This window comes from Frankia sp. ACN1ag, from assembly GCF_001414035.1.
Taxonomy (GTDB): Bacteria; Actinomycetota; Actinomycetes; order Frankiales; family Frankiaceae; genus Frankia; species Frankia torreyi.
In genome coordinates, this window is record NZ_LJPA01000030.1 from 45,501 (window position 1) to 67,529 (window position 22,029).

The following is a 22,029-nucleotide window of genomic DNA, read 5'->3' on the forward strand; positions in this document are numbered from 1 at the left end:
CCTGGCTGGGCAATTAGACTACATCAATCAGGGATCGGTGGAAGCATCACCGCCGTGTCGTGCGGACGACGTGTCGGCGCGCTCGGATGAAATTGATTTGTGCTCGGCGGGTGGCAATGTTAGTCGGCCCGGTCGCCGGGTCGCTGCTTACGAGCAGTGGTTTTGCCTGCCGGCCTGGCGCCGGCGTGCTGGCCCGCGTCCTCGGGGGAGTGCGGGGTGTGGTCGAGATCGGCCGCTGCCGACCTCCCGGCTCGGCCCGTCATACTAGTGTTCCAGCTACCAGGAAAGAGATTCGCCGGGTGCCGCGAAGATCGTAGCAGCCTGGATACCAGGAATACCGATACCAAAGTTGGCTGGGCGGGGGTTGACCCTCTGGTTTCGGCTCGTTATCTTCTTGGTCGACCCTGAAACTCAGGATATTTTCGGGGTGGCCGGAGGCCTCGACCGAGGCGGCCGGTCACCTCCTCGGGGTGCAGATTTCAGGCCGAGTGGTTCACCGTCGCGGAGTCCGAGCGCCCCGCAGGTCAACCCGCGCCCCCGAACTTCGTTCCGCGTCGAACGGTGCCTAGCCAAGGAGCTGAATTGCGTTCCTCGCCGCAGTCGTCGACGATTGCCGAGTTGCTGTCCGAACACGCTCGAGAACGGGGATCGAAGGTATTCTGCACGATCTTGTCCGATGGTAGCCAGGAAGGTCCTTCGATCACCTACGCGGACCTGGACGCGGCCGCTCGCGCCCTGGCGGCGCGGCTGCTCGATGCCTGCGCGCCGGGGGATCGCGCGCTCATCCTGGAAAGTGACATCGCCGACTTCGTCGTCGCGTTCATGGCCTGTCAGCGGGCCGGCGTGGTGGCCGTTCCGCTGGCCACCCCGACCCCGATCGGTTCCGCCAGCCGGGTGGCAACCCTGCGCGCCATCGCCCGGGACTGTGCGGCGACGGTCGTGCTCACCGGCGGCCGCGGTGAGCTGCGCGCGCAGGTCACCCGATTCGCGCCGGAGATCGCGGCGCTGCACTGGATCGTGATCGGGTCGACCGGCGGGACGATCGGCACCGCGCCCGACCCTCCCCGCGAGGCCGCCTGCGTGCGTCCCGATGACCTGGCGTTCCTGCAGTACACCTCGGGTTCCACCTCGACCCCGAAGGGCGTCATGGTCACCCATGAGGCGCTGCTGCGCAATGCCCGGCTGCAGGCCGACGGCATGCGGCTCGACGCGGACGACGTCGTCGTCTCATGGCTGCCGCTGTTCCACGACATGGGACTGATCGGAAAGGTCCTCCAGACCTTCTACCTGGGCGCGAGCGCCGTCCTCATGCCGCCCATGACGTTCGTGCAACGCCCGAGCCGGTGGCTTGCGGCCATCACCCGCCACGGCGGCACCGTCGCCGGAGCACCGAACTTCGGTTTCGACCTGTGCGTACGGCGGGTCTATCCGCAGGAGCGGGCCGAGCTGGACCTGTCGAGCTGGCGGGTGGCGTTCAGCGGCGCCGAGCCGGTCCGGCCGGCCACCCTCGACGCGTTCGCCGACGCCTATCGGCCGCACGGCTTCGAGGCCCGAGCCCTGTTCGCCGCATACGGCCTGGCGGAGAACACACTGATCACTACCGTGTCCGCGGCCGGTACCCGGCCGCGGACGCTGCGGGTGGACCGGGCAGCGCTGGCGGCCGGCCGACTGACGCCCGGCGGGAGCCAGGAGATCGTCGGAGTGGGGATACCGGCACCGGAGCGCCGTCTCGAGATCGTCGACCCGGATACCTGCCGCCGGTGTCCGCCCGGGTCGGTGGGCGAGGTGTGGGCCGGTGGCCCGGACGTCGCCGCCGGATACTGGGGCCGGCCGGAGGAGAGCGCACTCACGTTCGCCGCCCGGATCGCGCCCGACGACGACGGGCCGTTCCTGCGTACCGGAGACCTGGGCGTGCTGCACGACGGCGAGCTGTTCATCACCGGTCGGCTCAAGGACCTGGTCATCGTCGGCGGACGCAACCACTATCCGCAGGACCTGGAGGCCACCGTCGAGGCCGCCCACCCGTGGATCAGGGGGATCGGCGGCTGCGCCGCGTTCGCTGTCGACCGGGATGACGGGGAACGCCTCGTGATCGTGTCCGAGGTCTCCCGGCCCACGGGGGCCTGGGCCGCGGATGCGGCCGACGCGGTGCCGAGCAGCACCGAGATCGATCGGGCGGTGCGGTCGGCGATCTCCGTCGAGCACGGGATCGCCGTGGACGACCTGGTGCTCGTCGCGCCGGGCGCGGTGCCCAGGACGTCCAGCGGAAAGGTCCGCCGCCGCGCCTGCCGAGCGGCCTACGAGGCGGGCGAGCTGCGGCCGGCTCCCCTTTCGCTGGCCGGGCCCGCGCAGGAGCACGAGCCCGTAAGAGAGGGAGTCGAGTGATGCCGGATGCCGACGGGATCGGGAGCTGGCTCGTCGCCCGGATCGCCGAGATCCTCGGGGTCGAGGCGCGCTCGATCAGAACCGACGCCGAGTTTCTGACGCTGGGGCTGTCGTCGCTGCAGGCCGTGGAGCTCTCCGACGATCTGCAGCGTCATACCGGGTCCGCCCTGCCACCCACGTTGCTCTATGACTGCCCGACGGTCGACGCGGTGGCCGCCCTCCTGACCGGTCAGACGGGGGCGGCCGACACGCCCGACTCCCTCGGCCGGGCCGCGGCGCCCCGCCCGGTGACCGCCGAGGGGCCCGAACCGATCGCGATCGTCGGGATCGGCTGCCGGGTGCCCGGCGCCGCCGGCCCGCAGGACTTCTGGCGCCTGCTGTGCGACGGAACCGACGCGGTGGGCGACGTCCCGTCGGGGCGGTGGGACTCCGCCGCGCTGTACGACCCGGACCCGGCCGCTCCCGATCGGATGAACACCCGGTGGGGCGGGTTCCTCGACGACGTCGAGGGTTTCGACGCGGCCTTCTTCGGCATCGCCGCCCGCGAGGCGGCGCGCATGGATCCCCAGCAGCGGCTCGCGCTGGAGGTCGCCTGGGAGGCGCTCGAAGACGCCGGGGTGCCGCCGGCCACGCTGTCCGGGTCTGGCGCCGGGGTGTTCATGGGCGTATCGACCTTCGATCATGCGGTCGCGCTGTTCGGCAGGCTCGACGGGGCCGAAGCCCACGACGGAACCGGCGGTGTGCTGAGCATCGTCGCCAACCGCCTGTCCTACTGCCTGAATCTGCGCGGGCCGAGCCTCGTCGTCGACACCGCCTGCTCGTCATCGCTGGTGGCGGTGCACCTGGCCTGCCAGGCCCTGCAGCGCGGCGAGACCGACCTCGCGATCGCCGGCGGGGTGAACGTCATCGCCAGCCCTCGGGTCGCGCTCAGCTTCAGCCGAGGCGGGCTGATGGCGGCCGACGGCCGCTGCAAGCCCTTCGACCATCGGGCGGACGGCTATGTCCGCTCCGAGGGCGCTGGGGTTGTCGTGCTCAGGACGTTGTCGGGGGCCCTCGCCGCCGGCGACCGGATCTATGCGGTGGTCAGGGGTGGCGCGGTCAACTCCGACGGCCGGACCAACGGGCTGACCGCGCCGAGCGAGCAGTCCCAGGCGGCGTTGCTGCGCGCGGCCTGTGGGGCGGCCGCCGTCGACCCCGCCCAGATCGACTATGTCGAGGCCCACGGGACGGGCACCGCCGTTGGGGACCGGATCGAGGCCGGCGCGCTCGCCCAGGTTCTGGCAGCCGGCCGTGGCGGCAACCGACCGCTGCTTGTCGGGTCGGTGAAGTCCAATCTGGGGCACCTGGAGGCGGCTGCCGGTGTCACCGGTCTGATCAAGGTCGCGCTGGCGCTTCACCACGGCGAGATCCCGCCGACCGTGCACTTCGAGCGGCTCAACCCGCGGCTCGGCCTCGACACCCTCGCCCTGCGAGTCGTTGCGGGCGACCGGGCGCCGTGGCCCGACCAGCCACTGGGCGAGCAGGCTCGCCTCGCCGGCGTCAGCTCCTTCGGATTCGGCGGGACGAACGCCCACCTGGTGCTGTCCGGCGCACCTGCCGGACGGCGCGACGCCGCCGACGGCTCGCCGATCGGTGCGGGAGGGCCCGTGCTGGTCCCCGTGTCCGCCCGGTCGGCCTCGGCGCTGCGGCGCCGGGCCGCCGCCTGGGCCGGGACCCTGCGCGAACCCGCCGACGACCATGCCTGGGTCCGGCGGGTGGCCGCCGCCGCCCGCCGGACCGGCCATGACCGGCACCGGGCAGCAGTGGTGGCCGCGAACCGCGACGAGCTCGCCGCGGGCATGGCGGCGCTGGCCGCGGGCAGGCCGGCCGGCGAGGTCGCCGGGCCGCGGGAGGCGGGCCGCACCCGGCCACGGGTCGTCTTCGTCTTCCCCGGCCAGGGCCCGCAGTGGGCGGGGATGTGCCAGCAGCTCGCCGCGTCCGTGCCGGTGTTCCGCGCGGCGATCCACCGCTGCGACGCGGCGGTCGCGCGATGGACGGGCCGATCGATGTGGAACGACGACGCCGGCCTCGTGGCCGAGGGCACGGCCGCCGTGCAGCCGGCGTTGTTCGCGATGCAGGTGGCGCTCGCCGAGACCTGGCGGGCCTGGGGCGTCGAGCCGGCGGCGGTCATCGGCCACAGCATGGGTGAGATCGCGGCCGCCTGTGTGTCCGGTGCCCTCAGCCTCGACGACGCCGCGCGGATCGCCTGTGAACGCAGCCGCCTGCTCGACGAGATCTCCGGCTTGGGCGGCCTGGTCCTGGTCGAACTGGGCGTGGGCGAGGCCACCGCGTTGGTGCGCGGCCGGGAGCACGAGCTGTCCGTCGCCGCGGTCAACGGGCCACGGGCGACCGTGCTGTCGGGCCGCATCGCGGCGCTGGACGACCTGATCGCGCACCTGTCCGGCCAGGGCGTGTTCGCGCGTCGGATCGATGTCGCCTTCGCCGCGCACGGCCCCCAGGTCGAACCCGTCCAGGCGCGGCTGCGGGCGGCGCTCGACGCACTGCGTCCCGGCGAGGCGACCACGCCGCTGTACTCGACGGTCACCGGCGGCCCGGTGCCCGGCATCGATCTCGGCGCGGCGTACTGGGAACGCAACGTGCGCGCACCTGTCCTGTTCGCGCCGACCCTGCAACGGCTGCTCACCGAGGGGTACGACACGTTCGTCGAGATCGCGCCGCATCCGGTGCTGGCACGGCCGATCGGTGAGACCGCCGCCGACGCCGGCCGACCGGTCACCGTCGTGTCCTCGATGCGCCGGAGCCGGCCCGAGGCGGCGGGCCTGCTGTCCGCGCTGGGGGAGTTGTACACGGCCGGGGTTCCGTTGCGATGGGAGGCGCTCTACCCGGGCGTGGTGGCGCACGCCGACGTCCCGCGCCACGGCTGGGAGCACCAGTCGTTCCCCCTCGCGCGACTCGCCCCCGACGGGCCGCGGCCGTCCGCGCGCACCTCGGCCGGCGCCGGGCCGCTGGGTCGGCCCATCCGGGTCGGCGTGCAACCGTCGCTGCGCCTGTGGTCGCTCGAGGTCGACCTCGGCGCCGCCCCGGAGATCGCCGATCATCTGGTCGACGGCACGGCGGTGGTGCCCGGCGCCTACTGGCTCACCGCAGCGGCGGCTGCGGCCGCCGCCGAGGCGCGGCCGGGCTCCGCGGTGGAACTGGTGGACGTCACGTTCACCCAGCCCTGTCCGGCCAGTCAGGATGCCGCCAACGAGCCGCAGCTTGCCCTGCATCCCGGTGAGGCGGGGTCAGCCACCTTCACCGTCACGTCGTGGCCGCCCGGCCAACCCGCGTTGACGCATGCGCAGGGCGTGCTGCGCGGTGAGGCCGGCGCGCCGCCTCCTGCCACGCCCGCGCCAGAACAGGCGGCCCAGGGGCTCAACCCACTGCGCGTCGACGACTTCTACGCGCGGCTTGCCGCCGCCGGCCTGCGCTATGGGCCGCGCATGCGGAGTCTGGACCGGCTGTGGTCCGGCGCCGGTCAGGCCCTCGGCCGCGCCCGACCGCTCGCCGTGTCGCCGCAGCGGGCCGGCGGCGGCCCCGGCGACGCGGCCGCCGCATTGCACCCGGCGCTGCTGGACGGCTGCCTGCAGGTGGTCGCCGCGGCGGACACCGGCGTGATCCGAGAGGGCTCGGTACCGGTACCGGTCCGGGTGGGGCGGGTCTGGAGCGCAGTCCGCCCAGCGGTCGGGGACGAGCTGTGGTGCCATGCCCGGATCACCGGGACCTCCACCCGCGAGGTCCGCTGCGACATCACGATCTCGGGCCCCGACTGTCGGGTCCTGTGGGCGGCCACCGGCTTCACGCTTCGCATGGCCGGTCCGAGCCGGCCGGTGAACCAGGGCCGGCTCTACCGGGTGCGGTGGGAGCCTCGGCAGGTGACCCCCCAGGCGGGCGGGGGCTGGCTCGTCGTCGCCGGCTCCTCGCCGCTGGGGCGAGATGTGAGCCGCCGGCTGCGTGCGGTGGGCGAGCGCTGCCTGGTCGCGGTCGAGGGCCCCGCCCGAGAACCGGGCGAGCGCACGCTGGTCGCCGACGCCGGCCCGCGCGCCTACCAGGAGTTGCTGGCCGAGGCGGAGAACCTGCTCGGAACGGTCCGCGGCATCGTCGACGCGCGGATCGCGCCAGCCGGCGGCGACCCGCCGGTCGTTCCCTGCGTCGGTGATCCTGGCCCCGCGCGGTTCGAGCCGGCGCAGGTCGCGAACGGGACGATCGCCGCGCTTCGGCTTGCCCAGGCCCACCTGGGCCGCGCCTGGTCGGCCGGGCATCCCCGACTGTGGCTGACCGTCGCGAGCGGCGCCGAGGCCAGCCTGCGCGACGCGGGCCGGCAGGGACTCGGCCTGGTGCTGGCCAACGAGCATCCCAGCCCAGGCTGCGGGGTCGTCGAGCTCGCGTCGGATCTCCCCGACGCCGACATCGAGGCGTTCTGCGCGCTGCTGCGATGCGCGGACCCACCGAGCCAGGCGGCGGTGCGCGACGGCGAGGTCCTCGTCCCGGTGCTTGCCACGGTCGTCGACGGGTCCGCCGCCGACGGGTCCGCCGCCGACGGGTCCGCCGCCGACGGGTCCACTGCCGACGGGTCCACTGCCGGTGGGTCCGCCGGAGGCGGGTCCCTGGCCGGGGCCGGTCGCCGGCCGATCCGCCACGACCGCGCCTACGTCATCACCGGCGGTCTGGGCGTGTTGGGACTGCGGGTGGCCCGTTGGCTCGTCGGCCGCGGCGCTCGACATCTCGTGCTGGTCGGAAGAGGGGGGCCGTCGGCGGCGGCGCAGCGGGCGCTGGACGCGTTGCGGGACGAGGGCGTCGACGTGCGGGTCGCCGCGGTCGATGTCGCCGACCCCGCTCGGCTGCGGGCGGCCCTTCGCCCGGACCCGCAGGTCCCCCCGGTCGGCGGCGTGTTCCACCTGGCCGGTGTGCTCGAGGACGCGCTTGTCGCCGACCTGTCCGAGCCGGCGGTGCTGCGGGCCCTCGCGGGTAAGGCGGTGGGTGCCTGGAACCTCCACCGCCTCACCGTCGACGAGCCGGTCGAGCACTTCGTGCTGTTCTCCTCGCTTGCCGGCCTGATCGGTTCGCCGGGACAGGCCGCCTACGCGGCGGGCAACGTGTTTCTCGATGCGCTCGCGCGGTACCGGGCGGCGGCCGGCCTGCCGGCACTGAGCATCGACTGGGGCACCTGGTCGGGCGCCGGCCTTGCGGTGCAGGCCGGTGGCGTCGCGCGCCTGGCCGCCCGGGGGATGCTGCCGCTGGAACCCGCCACTGGGCTGGAGCTGCTCGCCGAGGCCCTGGACAGCGGGCAGGCGTGGCTAGCGGCGGCGGCGTTCGATCCGGGCGAACTGCGCCTCGCCGGGGCGGGCCCGGCGGCCCGGCAGCTTTACCGCGGGCTGCTGCCGGCGGGGGCTCCGGGTGAGCCGTCCGGGCGCGACCTCGTGCTTGCGGCGCAGCCCGACGAACGCCGGCAGGTGATGCGGCGCGTGCTCACGGGTGAGGTCGCCCGGGTCCTCGGCGCCGAGGCGCCCGCCGTCGCGGCGCACGTGCCGCTCCAGGAGCTCGGCTTCGACTCACTGATGGCGATCGAGTTGCGGGACCGTCTCGAGGCGGGGATGGGCGTCCGGCTGTCCGCCACGATGGTCTACGCCCACCCCACCGTCATCGAGCTGGCCGACGCCGTGCTGGCGCGGTTGGAACAGTCACGGTCCGCGCCGCCGCAGCCCGCCATCCGCGTCGCCGATCCCGCCGATCCCGCCGATCCCGCCGATCCCGCCGATCCCGGCAATCCCGCCGATCCCGTCGGCGCGGACGACCTGTCGCGGCTGAGCGACGAGGAGATCGCCGAGCAGCTCGAGAGAGAACTCGAAGCCTTCGACCTGAATGGGGACGGATGAGCACCGCGGAGCGAACCAGCCAGGGAGCCCTGCTCGCCCGGGCGCTACTGCAGCTACGCGATGCCCGGGATCGGTTGCGAGACACACAGCGCGCCTGGCGCGAACCGATCGCCGTGATCGGGGCGGGGGTGCGGACCCCCGGCGGCGCCGCCGACCTCGACGGCCTGTGGCAGCTTCTGGCGACGGGCGCGGACGTCGTGTCCCGGCTCGTCCACGACGTCGACGGCCACCGCGAGCAGTACGGGCGCCCCGATGAAGGCGGATCCGGCGACGGCCTCAGAGGAGGCATGCTTCCCTCCGTCGACGGCTTCGACGCCGAGTTCTTCGGCATGTCGGCGGCGGAGGCCGCGCACCTGGATCCCCAGCAGCGACTCGTCCTGGAGACGGCCTGGGAGGCCGTCGAGGACGCCGGGCTCCCTCTTGACCGTCTCCGCGGGAGTGAGACCGGGGTGTTCCTCGGCCTCTACGGCGCCGACTACCTCAACCTTCAGCTTGCCGGGCACGCCGACATCACCACCTACACGGCTCCGGGCGGTGCCCACAGCATCGCCGCGAACCGGCTGTCGTACCTGCTCGACCTGCATGGCCCGAGTCTGGCGGTTGACACGGCGTGCTCCTCGTCGCTGATCGCCGTCCACCTGGCCTGCCGGGCGCTGCGAAACCGCGACTGTGACCACGCGCTCGTCGGCGGGGTCAACGTGATCATCAATGCGGCCGCGACGGTGATGACGGAGATGGTGCTGCCGCTGTCGCCGAGCGGGCGCTGCCGAACCTTCGACGCCGCAGCCGACGGCATCGTCCGGGCCGAGGGCTGCGGAATGCTCCTGCTGCAGCGGGCCGCGGACGCGCGGACGGACGGCCGCCGGGTGCGGGCGACGATCCGCGGTACGGCCGCCAACCACAACGGCAGGACCAACGGGTTGACCGCGCCGAGCCCGCGCCCGCAGGTCGAGCTGATGCGCCGGGCGCTGGCCGACGGCGACGTCGAGGCCGCGGACGTCGGCTATGTGGAGGCCCATGGCACGGGTACGCGGCTCGGCGACCCGATCGAGGTCGAGGCCCTGCGGGAGGTGTATGGAGCGGGGGACCTGCCCTGCGCTCTCGGCTCGGTGAAGACCAATTTCGGCCACCAGGAGGCGGCCGCCGGCGTGATGGGTCTGCTCAAGGCGATGCTCGCGCTGGAGCACCGCCAGGTCCCTGCTCATCTGCACCTCACCCGGCTCAACCCGGAGATCGACCTGGCGGGGACCCGCCTGCGGGTGCCGACCACGCCCGCGCCCCTGGCGCCTGCGCCGGACGGGCGCCCGCCGCTCGCCGCGGTCAGCTCCTTCGGTTTCGGTGGGGCGAACGCCCATGTAATCCTGCAGGCTGAGCCCTCCACCCCGCAGCCGCCCCCGGCGGCGCCCCCGGCGCTCGATGCGGCGGCGTCCCCGCAGCCCCTGGTGCTGCCGCTGTCCGCCCGCTCGCCGGGCGCGCTGGCCGCCCTCGTCGGCCGGTTTGCCGACCGTCTCGACGGCGCTGGCGACGACGCGGCAGCCGAGATCTGCGCCGCCGCCGCCCTGACCCGCACCCACCACTCCCACCGCCTGGCTGTCGCCGCCACGGACCGGGCCGACCTCGCCCGCAGGTTGCGGGCCGCGCCGGCCGCCCGGGTCAGGCCGGCCGACCCGGGCGACCGGCGGGTGGCGTTCGTCCTGTCCGGCCAGGGCTCGCAGTGGGAGGGGATGGGACGTGAGCTGCTGGCCCGCTACCCGTTGGTGCGCGCCGAGGTCGAGGCCGCCGAAGCGGTGATCGGCGAGCGGGCCGGGTGGTCCGTCCTGGCCGCCCTGACGGGGTCGGACGGCGGGCGCGGCCTCGTCGAGACCGAGACGGCCCAGGTGGCGATCGGCGTGCTGGAACTCGGCCTGGCCGCTCTGTGGCGGTCCTGGGGCGTCGAGCCGCAGGCCGTCGTCGGACACAGCATGGGGGAGGTCGTCGCCGCCCGGCTCGCCGGTGCCCTGGACCTGGAGGAGACCCTGGAGCTGCTGCTGCTGCGGGCTCGGCAGACCGAGCGGGCGGCGCGTGGCGGCCGCATGGCGAACATCGGGCTCCCCGAGTCCGACGTGGCCCGGCTCGTTCGTGCGGACGGCGGCGTCGTCGGTATCGCGGCGGTCAACGCGCCCGGATCGACCGTCGTGTCCGGCGAGCGGGCGGCCGTGGAACGGGTGACCGCCGCCGCGCGAGCGGCGGGCGCGGTGACCCGGCCGCTGCGGGTCGACTACGGCTTCCACAGTCCCCTGCTGGGCGACGCCGCGACGGCGCTCGCGGCGACGGCGCCGACGGGGCGGCGCGCTGGCGCCGGCCCGGCGTTGTACTCAACCGTCTCCGGCGCGCGGATCGCCGCCACAGACCTCGACGGCGGGCACTGGGCCCGCAACCTCAGCGCGCCGGTGCTCTTCCGATCGGCGCTGACTGCGCTCGCCCGTGATGGGATGACCGTCTTCGTTGAGATCGGTCCCCATCCGGTGCTGTTGCGCGACATCGCGGCGACCCTGGAGGAGATCGACGCCCCGCATGTGGCCGTGGGCAGCCTGCGCCGCGGCCGGTCGGCGGGGGAGTCCCTGCACCGTTCGGTGGCGCACCTCTACCAGGCGGGGCTGGACGTCCGCTGGGACGGCCTGGTCCGCGCGCGCGGCCACCACGTGGACCTGCCGCTCTACCCCTGGCAGCGGCGGCGGCACTGGCTGGCCGTGCATGAGCGCGAACCGGCGCGGACCCCCGCCGGACCACCGACGCAACGAGTGGGGGGCGGGCTGTCGACGGCTGCCGACGAGGCGGCGGTGGGGCCGGTCGCGGACGCGCGCGAGGCGGCGATCGACTACCTGCGGCGGCACCTGGCTGACGCGCTGGACCTGGCCGACCCGACGCTGGTCGACAGCCGGGCGCGGCTCGTCGAACTGGCGCTGAGCTCCCTGATGATCGTCGATCTCAGGAACCGGATCGAGCAGGATCTTCTGGTGACGGTGCCGTTGCAGATACTGCTGGCCGGGGCCACGATCGTCGATCTTGCCGACCGGATTGCGGGCGCCCTCGCCACGGACGGGCCACCGGGCGCATCCGGTGGTGTCCGGCGGGGTCCGGGGAGCGGATCGTGACCGCGCCGCGGTCCCGCCGCGCCGCGGCGGAGGGGCCCGCCGCGACCGCGCGTCCGATCGGCCGGTGGAGGACGCCGGCAGGCCGCCCGCGGCCGCTGCCAGCGGCAGGGGGGAGCCACCGTGGGCGAGCGCTTTGACGTGGTGGTCGTCGGTGCGCGGTGCGCCGGTGCGCCCCTGGGCGCGCTGCTGGCCCGCCAGGGGGTCAGGGTGGCAGTCCTCGAGCAGGCGACGTTCCCCCGCCCCACGCTCTCGTCACATGTCATGCAGGCCGACGCCCTGGCGTTCCTCGCCCGTCTCGGGGTGATCGACCGGGTGCGGGCGACCGGGGCCCCGTTCATGTCCCGCTGCGAGGTGCGGTTCGACGACTTCCGCTTCGCGGCCGACTTCCCGCTGCGGCCCGGGGATGTCGGCGGCGCGGCGGCCGTGCGGCGACATCTGCTCGACCCCATCCTCGCGGATGCGGCCGCCGAGGCCGGGGCCGAGGTGCGGATGGCGACCCGGGTCACCGGGCTGCTGACCGAACGTGGGCGAGTTGTCGGGGTGCGGGCCGTGCGCGACGGACACGACGAGGAGATCCGGGCCCGCCTCGTCGTCGGGGCGGACGGACGGGAGTCCACGGTGGCCCGCCTGACCGGCGCGCGCCGGTACAACGTCGTCGCCGGTGAGCGTGTCTACCACTGGACCTACTTCGAGGGTGCGGACCTGTCCGCCGCCCCGACGTTCGTCTTCCACCGGTGGGGGGACCGGCACATCTTCGCCGGGCCTGCGGACAGNGGTCTCTACCTCGTCGGGGTCTCCCCGCAGCGGCACGAGCGGGCGATGTTCCGCCGGGATCTGGCCGGTTCCGTCATGGACCACGTCAATAGCTGCGAACCCGTCGCGGACATCCTGCGGGACGCCAGGCGATCCACGAAGATCTACGGGATCATGCGTTTCGAGGGCTACTTCCGGGAGGCGTCCGGGCCCGGCTGGGTGCTCGTCGGCGACTCCGGGCACTTCAAGGACCCTGCGGCCGGTCGTNGCATCGGCGACGCGTTCCACCAGGTGGAGACGCTGACCTCGATGATCATGACTGGGTTGGCGGCGTCGCCGGACGAGCTCGATCGGACCATGGCCGCCTTCGTGCGGTGGCGTGACCGACAGTACAGTTCCTACTACTGGATGGCGGCCGACCTGGGTAGGGTCGGCCGGTTGCCGATCGTGCTGCCCGCGATCACCCGGCGGCTCCACGAGGCCGGCCACATCGACAGCCTGCTCGCGATGTTCGCCCACCGTGTCTCGCCGACAGACCTGCTCACCCCGGGACGGATGCTCGGCGGCGTCGCCGCCGTGCTGGCCGCCTCCGGTAGTCCCCGCGGCCCGGCGGCGCGTCAGATCGCCGAGCTGCTGGTCGCGCAGGCCCGCCGCCGCCGGATGACCAGCCGGCCCGTGTTCGCGGAGTCGGCGGACGGCAGGTTGCCTGCCGGCGCCGCCGACCACCGCCCGGATTCCCCGCGCGTCTCGAACGAAGGCTGATCCCATGACCATCTCTGATCTCGACGCCGGCCGCGCCGCCGCGTCGCGCCTGACCTTCGACCAAACGGTGCCGCGCGCGATCGCACATCGACAGGCGGTCGGCGAGGTGTTCGTCACCGACTCCCGTCAGGTGGCCGACGACTTCCTCTGCGCGATCCAGCTACCTCGCGGCCATTGCCTCTGGTCCGACCGCGAGCGGGGCCTGCATGATCCGTTCGCCGCGGCCGAGGGCGCCCGACAGAGCGCGTTCGTCGTGCTGCACCGCTATCTGGAAATCCCGGTGGGGTTGCCCTTCAGCATGCAGCGCTTCTCGTTCGACGTGGTGGACCTGGCGGCCTTCCGGGACGACGAGCGGTCCCCGCTGGACGCGGTGCTGCACTACCGGGTGGTGAATCCGCGCATGCGCGGGGGCGAGCTCGGCAGCCTCACCCTGGCGGGCGATCTGACGGTCGGCGGCACCCTGGCGATGACCGTGGGCGGGGACGTCGTGTTCATGTCCCGCGATGACTATGAGGCGCTGCGGGCATTTCAGCGGGCCCGCAAGCCGATCGAGCCCGGTCGTTTCCCGGCCCGCTCCGCCCCGCTGGACCCCGAGGAGGTCGGCCGACGCGACGGGCGGAACGTGGTGATCGGTGCGCCGGCGGACCCCGCCGGGCACCCGGTGGTGATCGACCGGAGCCATCCGGCGTTCTTCGACCACGACTACGACCACGTGCCCGGGCCGTTCCTCGTGGAGGGGTTCCGGCAGGCCGCGATCGTGGCAGCGCACCGCGCGGGCCTCGTCGCGTCGCCCTCGACGGCGATGACGGGACTTCAGGTCGACTTCGCCGACTTCGGCGAGTTCGAGGCGCCGCTGTTCGTATCAGCGAGGCCGGGTGCACCCACGGCCGACGGCTCGGTGCCGGTCGAGGTGGCGTTGACGGAGTTCGGGCAGCGGATCGCNCACGGCCGGGTCGATCTGCGGCCTCACCCCGGCGTGGGGGGCCGGTGATCGTGGTCGCGCCCGTAACCGGCGCTGAGGTTCGGGTGGCTCCGGCGTGTCGGTGCCGGGTTGAGCTGGCCGCTTGACCCGCACGAGGGTGGCCGGCATCCTGCATATGTCGTACTGGACATGTTGAACAGGACACCTGGGCTGGCGGTGCGGCGCTGCGCCCGGTTGAAGAGGGGACACCATGGATCTCGGCCTGCGCGGGAAGCGCGCCCTCATCACCGGCGCGTCGAGGGGCATCGGCGCGGCCACCGCGGCGGTGTTGGCGCAGGAGGGCTGCGACTTGCGGTTGGCCGCGCGCGGCGAGGAAGACCTGGCCAAGCTGGCGGCGGCGGTGAGCGCCGACCATGGGGTGGACGTGGCGGTCCACCCGGTCGATCTACGTGACTCCGGGGACGTTGCCCGGCTTGCCGCAGCCGCGGTGGACGTGGACATCCTCGTCAACAACGCCGGCGACATCCCGGGCGGCGCACTCGCGGACGTCGACGAGGCGGTCTGGCGGCATGGCTGGGACCTGAAGGTGTTCGGCTACGTCAACCTGACGCGGCTGGTGTACGACCAGATGAAGGAGCGCGGCGGCGGAGTCATCGTGAACGACATCGGTGCTTCGGGCGAGCGGCATGACCCCGACTTCATCGCTNGCAGCACAGCGAACGCCGCCCTCGTGGCGTTCACTCGTGCGTTGGGCGGCCGCAGCCCACGGGACAACATCCGGGTGGTCGGCATCAACCCTGGACCGGTCGCCACGGAGCGAATTCAGGCGCTCACGAAGGCGATCGCGCGCAGTCGCTTCGGTGACGAGTCCCGCGCCGCTGAGCTTGCGGCCGACTTTCCGTTCGGGCGGGCCGCGACCACCCGCGAGGTCGCCGATGCGATCGCCTTCCTCGCCTCGGTGCGCTCCGGCTACACCAGCGGGACGGTCCTCACCATCGATGGAGGGCTCTGCGCCCGCTGACGCTCGCCTTCCGGTCGACCGCCGGCCGCGCCTGCCATCGATGCGATGCTGTCGGCCAGCCGGTCGAGTATCCCGGCGGTGTGCGTGAGCTGCACGACGACGCTGAGGCGTAGATCGTCGGCGATGTGGAGCCGGACGTATTGAGCGGTGAACAATCCGATCTGCGGGTGTCGCCAGGTGAGCACGCCGGAGCGGAACGTCTCCAGTCGGCGGGTCTCCCACGCGCGGCGAAATTCGGTGCTTGCGGACTCGAGACGAACGATGAGCTGCTGGAATTCGGGGTCGTCGGTGGCCTCTGCACTCTCGGAGCGCAGAATCGCAGCAAGCCGTGCCACCTCGTTCCGCCAGCTCGGTATCATGCGGTGAAAGGCCGGGTCGGTACACATCAGCCAGACGATATTGAGGTTCTCCGGCGGAACGACGTTGAGGTGGGGCAGCAGTGCCGCCAGCCCCCTATTCCACGACAGGAGGTCCAGTCGCCGATTGACGATGTATGACGGACTCGGTTCAAGCTGATGCAGTAGCTGGTTGTGCGCGGGCGGAACCTCCAACGGTGAGGGCGGACTGATGAGCGGCTGCTCGCCGGCGAGCTTGAAAAGGTGAGCGGTCTCGATCGGGGACAGCTCCAGGGCGCGGGCGATCGAGTCGAGTACCTGCCGCGACGGTCGCACCGGACGCCCCTGCTCGAGCCAGGTGTACCAGGTTGTGCTCATCCCGGCCCGGTTGGCGACCTCCTCGCGGCGTAGGCCGGGGGTTCGACGGCGCCCGCGGGTCGCAATACCCACCTGCTGTGGACTCCTGTTTTCGCGGCGATCCCGCAGGAACTCCCCAAGCTCTCGGCTGGCTATACGGCTCATGACCTCACCCTTGGCATCTTCTGGTAGCTCACGGCGCATCCGGTCGAGTGTATATCTCACAACTGTGCCAAGGGTACCCCTGTCGGCTTGAAGACGGCGCATTTCGTCGCGTTGATCCGCAATATCAGGGGCTCGGCAGTGTTGCTCGTGGTCGGCCGCCCGAAGCCGGATGGATCAACCTGCAGGATCCCGGAAAATTACGGGATCCTTACCTGGAGAAAATCATCGCCAAGGATTTCTCCCCCGAATCATGGGTGTCGGTGACGACAGCGCTCGGTGATTAATTTGTCGACGCAATTAACGTGTCGCGCGGGGGACCGGGAGCCGGTTGACCCGCCCCATCCAGACAAGCCGAACGGCGGGCCCGCGGCGACCGTGGCACTCACACGCGGGCCGCCGGGCCCGTCACCCATTCCCGATCGTCGAGGGTCGTGGATCCTCGACCGGAGCGTGGGCCCACCAGCGGACGCGGTCGAGCCCGTCCGACCCGCCGGCCGGCTCCAGGGCCTGGGAGGCGCGGTCGGTCGACTGGCCGCCGAGTGGCCGGATGGCCGAGTAGGACGGGTGGCCGAGTAGGACGGGTGGGGGGTGGGCGCCGCGGCCGGCGGGCGCTGCCGTCGTCAAGGGCGAAGCAGCGCCTCTTCCGTGGCCGAGAAGTAGTTCGCCACGTAGGGACGGACGGACTCGGCGGCGAGACGTTTGTCCTCGACGGCCGGGTCGATCGGGCCGACGAGGGTGTCGCTCGCCTCGTCGTGGCGGAAGGTCCGGTAGCCGTGGCGGTCGAGCGCGTCGAAGACCTCCGACGGAGTGCCGCCCTCCCCGACGAGCGGGTCCTCGCTGATCTCGAAGCACACGACGCCGATGCGCCGCTGCGCCAGCAGCCCGGCCGCGCCGGCGAAGACCTGGCGCTCGAAGCCTTCGACGTCGACCTTGCACAGCGCCACCCGCTCGATCCCCTCCCGCTCGGCGAACCCGTCGAGGGTCACCGCCGGGACCTCGACCACCTCACTCGGCCGGATCGCCCTGCCGTCGTAGGTGAACATCGGGTGGCTGCCGAGCGAGTTCCACCCGGACGCGGGGTCGGGGAACACGTTCATCGTCGCCGTGCCCGGGGTGTCGGTGACGGCGGCGCGCACGACCGTGACGTCCGCGGACCGGTTGAGCGCGAGGGTCTGGACGAGCCGGTCGGCGGTCGCGGGCACCGCCTCGAAGGCGTACACCCGGCCGCTCGCGCCGGTGTGCCGCCGGGCGTGCACGCTGTAGACGCCGATGTTGGCGCCCACGTCGAACACCACGTCGCCAGCGCCGAGCAGCCGGTNCATCAGGGCGAACGCCGGCCGGTCCCCCGGGCGGCGCATGAGCGAGCGCAGGTGGGCCCGTTCGTCGGCGGGGACCAGCAGGGTGATGCCGTACTCGTCCTCGACGACGACCGCCCCGCGCCGCGCCGCCTCCAGGGAGACCCGGGCCTGCCATAACGCGTCCTTCGCCGCGACGACGCCGCCCCGCAGCCGCTTGTTCTGCCGCAGCGTCGCCTTGGCCCTCCCGGCAATGCGGTTCGCCAGCTCCGTGCCCGACACTGTCCACCCCCGTACATCGGCGCCACCCATGCGAATCGCTGCCACCCACGCGAATCGCTGCCACCCACGTGAATCGGCGTCACCCGCGCGAATCGACAAAAGCTCGTCGCGGTCACGTGGACGGGCGACGGAATCAAGGACACGGGCAGACTAGGGCGGACGGGCCGATACGTCCCGCGTTATCGCAACTGTGATTCAGATCACAGGCATTCCGGAGAGCTCATTCCGGTGAATGGTCTGGCTTGCTGTTGTGCAAAATTCGACCGTTGCGAGAGAGAGCAGAAATGCCCCGGCATCGGCGATGGGCCCGGGTCGGGGGAGCGCTGTGGTCAGCGGGGCAACGCCGTGGTCAGCGGGGCAGCGTCGTGGTCAGCGGGGCAGCGTCGTGGTCAGCGGGGGAGTCCGGCGGCGGCGAGGACGTGCTCGGCGTAGCCGTCGACGGCGCGCTCGGCGCCGTCGGTGTCGTCGAGGTGGAAGGTCGCCGTGAAGTGGCTGGCACCGAGGTCGGCGAGCTCGACGAGGTGGTCGAGGTGCGCGCGGTGGTCGAGCTCGTCGCGGCCCGCGGCGGAGCTGTCGCTGGTGGTCGCCCACAGGCCGACCTCGGCCGGGTCCCGCCCGGCGACGACCGTGTCGGCGCGCAGCGTCCGCGCGGCCCGGCGCAGGTCATCGACGGTCGGGATCGACACCGACCGGATCGTGCGGGCGCCGAGATCGTCGATGGACAGTGGGGCCCACCCCTGCCCCCAGGCGGCCGCCCGGCGTCGGGCACGGGCGCTGTTGCCGGCGATCCACAGCGGCGGGTGCGGCAACTGCACGGGGGCGGGTGCGAGAACCTGGTCGAGGCCGTCGAAGTGCCGGCCCCGCGCCGAGACGCTGCCCGCCGTCCACGCCCCGCGCAGCACGGCGAGCGCCTCGTCGAACAGCTCGTTGCGCTCGTCGAAGTCCGCGCCGAGGGCCAGGAACTCCGAGCGCAGGTAGCCGACGGCGACCCCGAGGTCGAGCCGGCCGTCGGACAGGGCGTCGGTGGTCGCCACCGACTTGGCCAGCGCGAACGGGTTGCGGTGCGGGACGACGACGGCGAACGTCATCAGCCGCACCCGTTCGGTGACGGCGGCCAGGTAGGCCATCAGCCCGAACGGCTCGTAGGCGTCGTGGCCGCCGGCCTCGTACCACTTGCGGGAGGGGGCGAGGTGATCATTGACGGCGATGGCGTCGTAGCCCGCCTCCTCGATGCGCCGCGCGATCCGCGCGAGCCGGCGGGCCGAGAAGGCCCCGGGCCGGCATCCCGCGTCGAGCACTAACTCCGCGACGTACTTCATGGCGCTGACCTCCGCTGGCGGTCGCCGGTCCCCCCGCCCGGCGCGGGGGCTCCAGCGCGACCCGTCGCCGGCCCCGCGCCGCCGCGCCGCCGCGCGCCCGTCGGATGCCGAGCCCCGGACGTTTGACGTGTTGACGTGTTGACGTCACGAGCCTTCATGGCTCGTGGAATGTGGTCAAGTACATACCGATCTGCGTGCCGACCTGCGGCGGAGATCCCCTCTCCGCCGCAGGATCTGCGGGGACGTGAGCTGGGTACAGCGTTGTTGTGTATCGGGTCGTGCGCAGAGCGTGGTCGCGGGTGGGGGCCGTGATCGTGGTGCTCGTCGCCCTCATCGCCTTCGTCGGGCACGGCGGGCGGTCCAGCGTGCCGCCGGCCAGGGGCCAGCCGCCGGCCGCCACGGGGGCGCTGTCCGTGGTGCCGGACGTCGTGGCCGACGTCGAGCCCTCCGTCGTCACCGTCCTGGTGGGCGATGGGCTGGGCAGCGGGATCGTCTACCGCTCCGACGGCGTGATCGTCACCAACCAACACGTCGTGGCCTCGGCCGCCGGCGGAGCGGTCGAGGTCGCGTTCGCGGACGGGCGCCGCGTGCCGGGCCGGGTGCAGGCCGCGGACGCCGTCAGCGATCTCGCCGTGGTGAAGGTCGAGCGCACCGGGCTGCCGGCGGCGAAGTTCCGCAAGCAGCAGCCCCGGCTCGGTGAGCTCGCGATCGCCATCGGCAGCCCGCTCGGCCTGGAGAACAGCGTCACCGCCGGGATCATCTCGGGTGTCAACCGCACTCTCCCCGGCGTCGACGGCCAAGGGGGCCAAGGGGGCCAAGGGGGCCAGGGGGGCCAAGGGGGATCCGGCGGCCAGGGCGGGTCCGGCGAGCAGGGCGGGTCCGGCGAGCAGGGCGCGGCGGCCGGCCCGCGGGTCGACCTCATCCAGACCGACGCGGCGATCTCGCCGGGGAACTCCGGCGGCCCGCTGCTGGACGCCGAGGGACGGGTCGTCGGCGTCACCGAGGCGTATGTGCCGCCGCAGAGCGGCGCGGTCTCGCTCGGGTTCGCGATCCCGTCGGCGACCGTCGTCGACGCCGTCGACCAGCTCCTGCGCACCGGTACCGTGCGGCACGCGTTCATCGGGATCCAGTCCGTCACGCTCACCCCGCAGATCGCCGACCAGCTCGGCCTTTCCGTCCGCAGCGGTGCGCTGGTGATCGGGGTGGTCGACGGCGGTCCCGCGGCCCGGGCCGGCATCCAGCCCGGTGACGTCATCCGTTCGTTCGACGGCCGGGCGGTCACCTCCGTCGAGGACTTCTCGGCCGAGCTGCGCAGCGTCGATCCGGGGCAGACGGTCACCCTGACCGTCAATCGCGACGGCAAGAACGTGAAGCTCAGGGCAACCGTCACCGACCGTCCGACGTGATGTGCCCATCGACGACCGCCGGACCGGGAACCGTGTACCCGTGCGTTGCCGGCCTGCGATAACGCCTCGACGTGTTTACGCATATTTCGACCGGCGGCCACCTTGCCGTTGGGGCGCTTCGCAGGTGGCGGGCCTACGTTCAGCGCCATGCCAGTGAGTCCTCCCAACGAAGTGGTCGCTTCCGGCGTTCCGGCGAACATCGCCCAGGACATGACCATCGCGGAGCAGCACGAGTGGCTCCAGACCTTTCTGCGCCGCCGGCCGGTGAGCCGCCGCGGCATGCTGCTCGGCGGATTGGCCGGCGCGGGCGCCGCGACGCTGGGCACCACCCCGTTCGGCCGGGCCGCCTACGCCGCCACCGCGGCGGACAGCCCGCTGCTGATCGGCGGGCGGCACACCGCGTTCGGCGTGGACCCGGCGCGTCAGCTCCGCCTGGCCGCGCAGCTGACGCGCAACCCCGGCCGCGGCCGGATCCTCGTCGACATCGGCCCGACCCCCCACCTCGGCGGCACGGTGGAGGCCGAGGTCCGGCCGCTGCTGTCCCAGGTGCCGCAGGTCGACGGGTCGATCCTGAGCGTCGAGCAGTTCTACGTGCACGCGGCGTTCGACCGCCTCGCCCCGGGCCGGGAGTACTACTACCGGTTCCGCATTCCCGGCGGCGCGACGACCCCCGTGCAGGCGGTGCGCACCGGGCACGCGAAGGGCCGCCACGGCGGGCCGTTCCGGTTCACGATGATGGGCGACCACGGGTCGAACACCACCCCGCCGGGTGACCCGAAGGGCGTCTTCGACGACGACTACTACAAGCCGGACAACGAGCCGACCGTCGCGCACGCCTCCGCCATCACCGCGGCGATCGCCCGCCAGGACCCGGCGTTCCACCTGCTCGCCGGCGACATCTGCTACGCCGACCCGTCCGGCGCGGGCAAGCCGCCGAAGCGGACCACCACCGGCCAGCCGCCGGCGGGCTTCGACAACTACGACCCGACGGTCTGGGACGTCTACCTGGCCGACATCGAGGTCTCCAGCGCCCGCAGCCCGTGGATGTTCGCCACCGGCAACCACGACATGGAGGCGCTGTACTCGCCGCACGGCTACGGCGGCCACGCCGCCCGCCTGGACCTGCCCGGCGACGGGCCCAAGGGCTGCCCGAGCGTGTACTCGTTCGTCTACGGCAACGTCGCGGTGCTCTCGCTGGACGCCAACGACGTCAGCTTCGAGATCAAGACGAACACCGGCTACTCCGGCGGCGCGCAGACGTCCTGGGTGGAGCGGACGCTCCAGGGCTACCGCAACGACCCCGACATCGACTTCATCGTCTGCTTCTTCCACCACTGCGCCTACTCGACGACGTCGCAGCACGCCAGCGACGGCGGGGTCCGCGGCGCGTGGGCGCCCCTGTTCGACAAGTACCAGGTCGACCTGGTGCTCCAGGGGCACAACCACCTCTTCGAGCGTTCCGACCCGATCCGCGGCAACGCCCCGACCCGCGAGGCGCCCGACGGGTCGACCGTCGAGCCGGCCAAGGACGGCACCATCTACATCACCGCGGGCAGCGCCGGCCGTCCGCGTTACCAGTTCCAGACCGGTGAGGTGGAGAACTACCGCGGCAAGCCGGCCCCGGCGGGATCGAACATCGTGCCGAACAGCTACGTCTGGTCGCCCGACGGCACGAAGACCCCCGAGGCCATCTCCTGGTCGCGGACCCGTTTCGACAACTACGCGTTCGTCGCCGTCGACTCGGCGCCGGGGCTGCCCGGCGGCGCGTCCACGCTGACCGTGCGCGGCGTCGACGAGCATGGCACCGAGTTCGACCGCGTCGTCCTGAAGCGCCCCGTCCCCCGTCACCGCTGACGGCGGCGGATGCACGGCGTGCGGCGGGTGGACCTGGCACCCTCCCGCCGCACGCCCGATTCCGGACCGCGAGGCGTCGCGGGTGGACGCCGGTGAGACCCTGTTCGGGTGGCTTCGGGGAGTG

At 72.9% G+C, this 22,029-nt stretch carries 12 protein-coding genes and 1 pseudogene; 9 read left to right on the plus strand and 4 right to left on the minus strand.

The features are described from left to right. Positions 1-561: 561 nt before the first annotated feature. From UK82_RS23310 to UK82_RS43205, 7 genes and pseudogenes are all read left to right on the plus strand, one after another. The gene (locus tag UK82_RS23310; RefSeq protein ID WP_083507321.1) at positions 562-2,385 is read left to right on the plus strand and encodes a fatty acyl-AMP ligase; all 1,824 of its coding nucleotides are present in this window, start codon (positions 562-564) and stop codon (positions 2,383-2,385) included. Beyond that, positions 2,385-8,300, plus strand: coding sequence for a type I polyketide synthase (locus UK82_RS23315; protein ID WP_055409320.1), 5,916 nt, complete (start codon positions 2,385-2,387; stop codon positions 8,298-8,300). Before UK82_RS23310 ends, UK82_RS23315 begins: the two co-directional genes overlap by 1 nt. Next, the gene (locus UK82_RS23320; RefSeq protein ID WP_055409322.1) at positions 8,297-11,434 is read left to right on the plus strand and encodes a type I polyketide synthase; all 3,138 of its coding nucleotides are present in this window, start codon (positions 8,297-8,299) and stop codon (positions 11,432-11,434) included. Before UK82_RS23315 ends, UK82_RS23320 begins: the two co-directional genes overlap by 4 nt. A gap of 141 nt (positions 11,435-11,575) precedes the next feature. Continuing rightward, positions 11,576-12,207: FAD-dependent oxidoreductase (locus tag UK82_RS43195; protein WP_396230627.1), on the plus strand; the 632-nt coding region annotated here is incomplete at its 3' end. A gap of 746 nt (positions 12,208-12,953) precedes the next feature. After that, positions 12,954-13,891, plus strand: a 938-nt coding sequence (locus tag UK82_RS43200) for a ScbA/BarX family gamma-butyrolactone biosynthesis protein (RefSeq protein ID WP_396230624.1), incomplete at its 3' end; no start/stop codon positions are given. A 230-nt stretch (positions 13,892-14,121) separates the two neighbouring features. Continuing rightward, positions 14,122-14,577: SDR family NAD(P)-dependent oxidoreductase (locus tag UK82_RS39740; RefSeq protein ID WP_236706341.1), on the plus strand; the 456-nt coding region annotated here is incomplete at its 3' end. A 1-nt stretch (position 14,578) separates the two neighbouring features. Next, positions 14,579-14,892: pseudogene (locus UK82_RS43205) on the plus strand (SDR family oxidoreductase); the annotation flags it as partial. Here UK82_RS43205 and UK82_RS23340 read toward each other — a convergent pair. From UK82_RS23340 to UK82_RS23355, 4 genes are all read right to left on the minus strand, one after another. Then, positions 14,841-15,788: a helix-turn-helix transcriptional regulator gene (locus UK82_RS23340; RefSeq protein WP_161849160.1), complete on the minus strand. Its 948-nt coding sequence runs from the start codon at positions 15,786-15,788 to the stop codon at positions 14,841-14,843. The pseudogene UK82_RS43205 and the gene UK82_RS23340 sit on opposite strands and share 52 nt — an antisense overlap. A gap of 366 nt (positions 15,789-16,154) precedes the next feature. Next, entirely contained in the window at positions 16,155-16,373 is a 219-nt protein-coding gene (locus UK82_RS23345) for a hypothetical protein (RefSeq protein WP_055409332.1), read from the minus strand. Next, positions 16,370-17,062: an FkbM family methyltransferase gene (locus tag UK82_RS23350; protein WP_255354342.1), complete on the minus strand. Its 693-nt coding sequence runs from the start codon at positions 17,060-17,062 to the stop codon at positions 16,370-16,372. Before UK82_RS23350 ends, UK82_RS23345 begins: the two co-directional genes overlap by 4 nt. A gap of 653 nt (positions 17,063-17,715) precedes the next feature. Further along, complete coding sequence (locus UK82_RS23355; protein ID WP_055409336.1) at positions 17,716-18,645, minus strand: LLM class F420-dependent oxidoreductase; 930 nt, start codon at positions 18,643-18,645, stop codon at positions 17,716-17,718. Between the two features lie 299 nt (positions 18,646-18,944). Here UK82_RS23355 and UK82_RS23360 point away from each other — a divergent pair, with 299 nt between their 5' ends. Beyond that, positions 18,945-20,051, plus strand: a complete 1,107-nt coding sequence (locus tag UK82_RS23360; RefSeq protein ID WP_236706342.1) for a S1C family serine protease — start codon at positions 18,945-18,947, stop codon at positions 20,049-20,051. A 147-nt stretch (positions 20,052-20,198) separates the two neighbouring features. Next, positions 20,199-21,905, plus strand: coding sequence for a metallophosphoesterase (locus UK82_RS23365; protein WP_055409338.1), 1,707 nt, complete (start codon positions 20,199-20,201; stop codon positions 21,903-21,905). Positions 21,906-22,029: the final 124 nt, after the last annotated feature.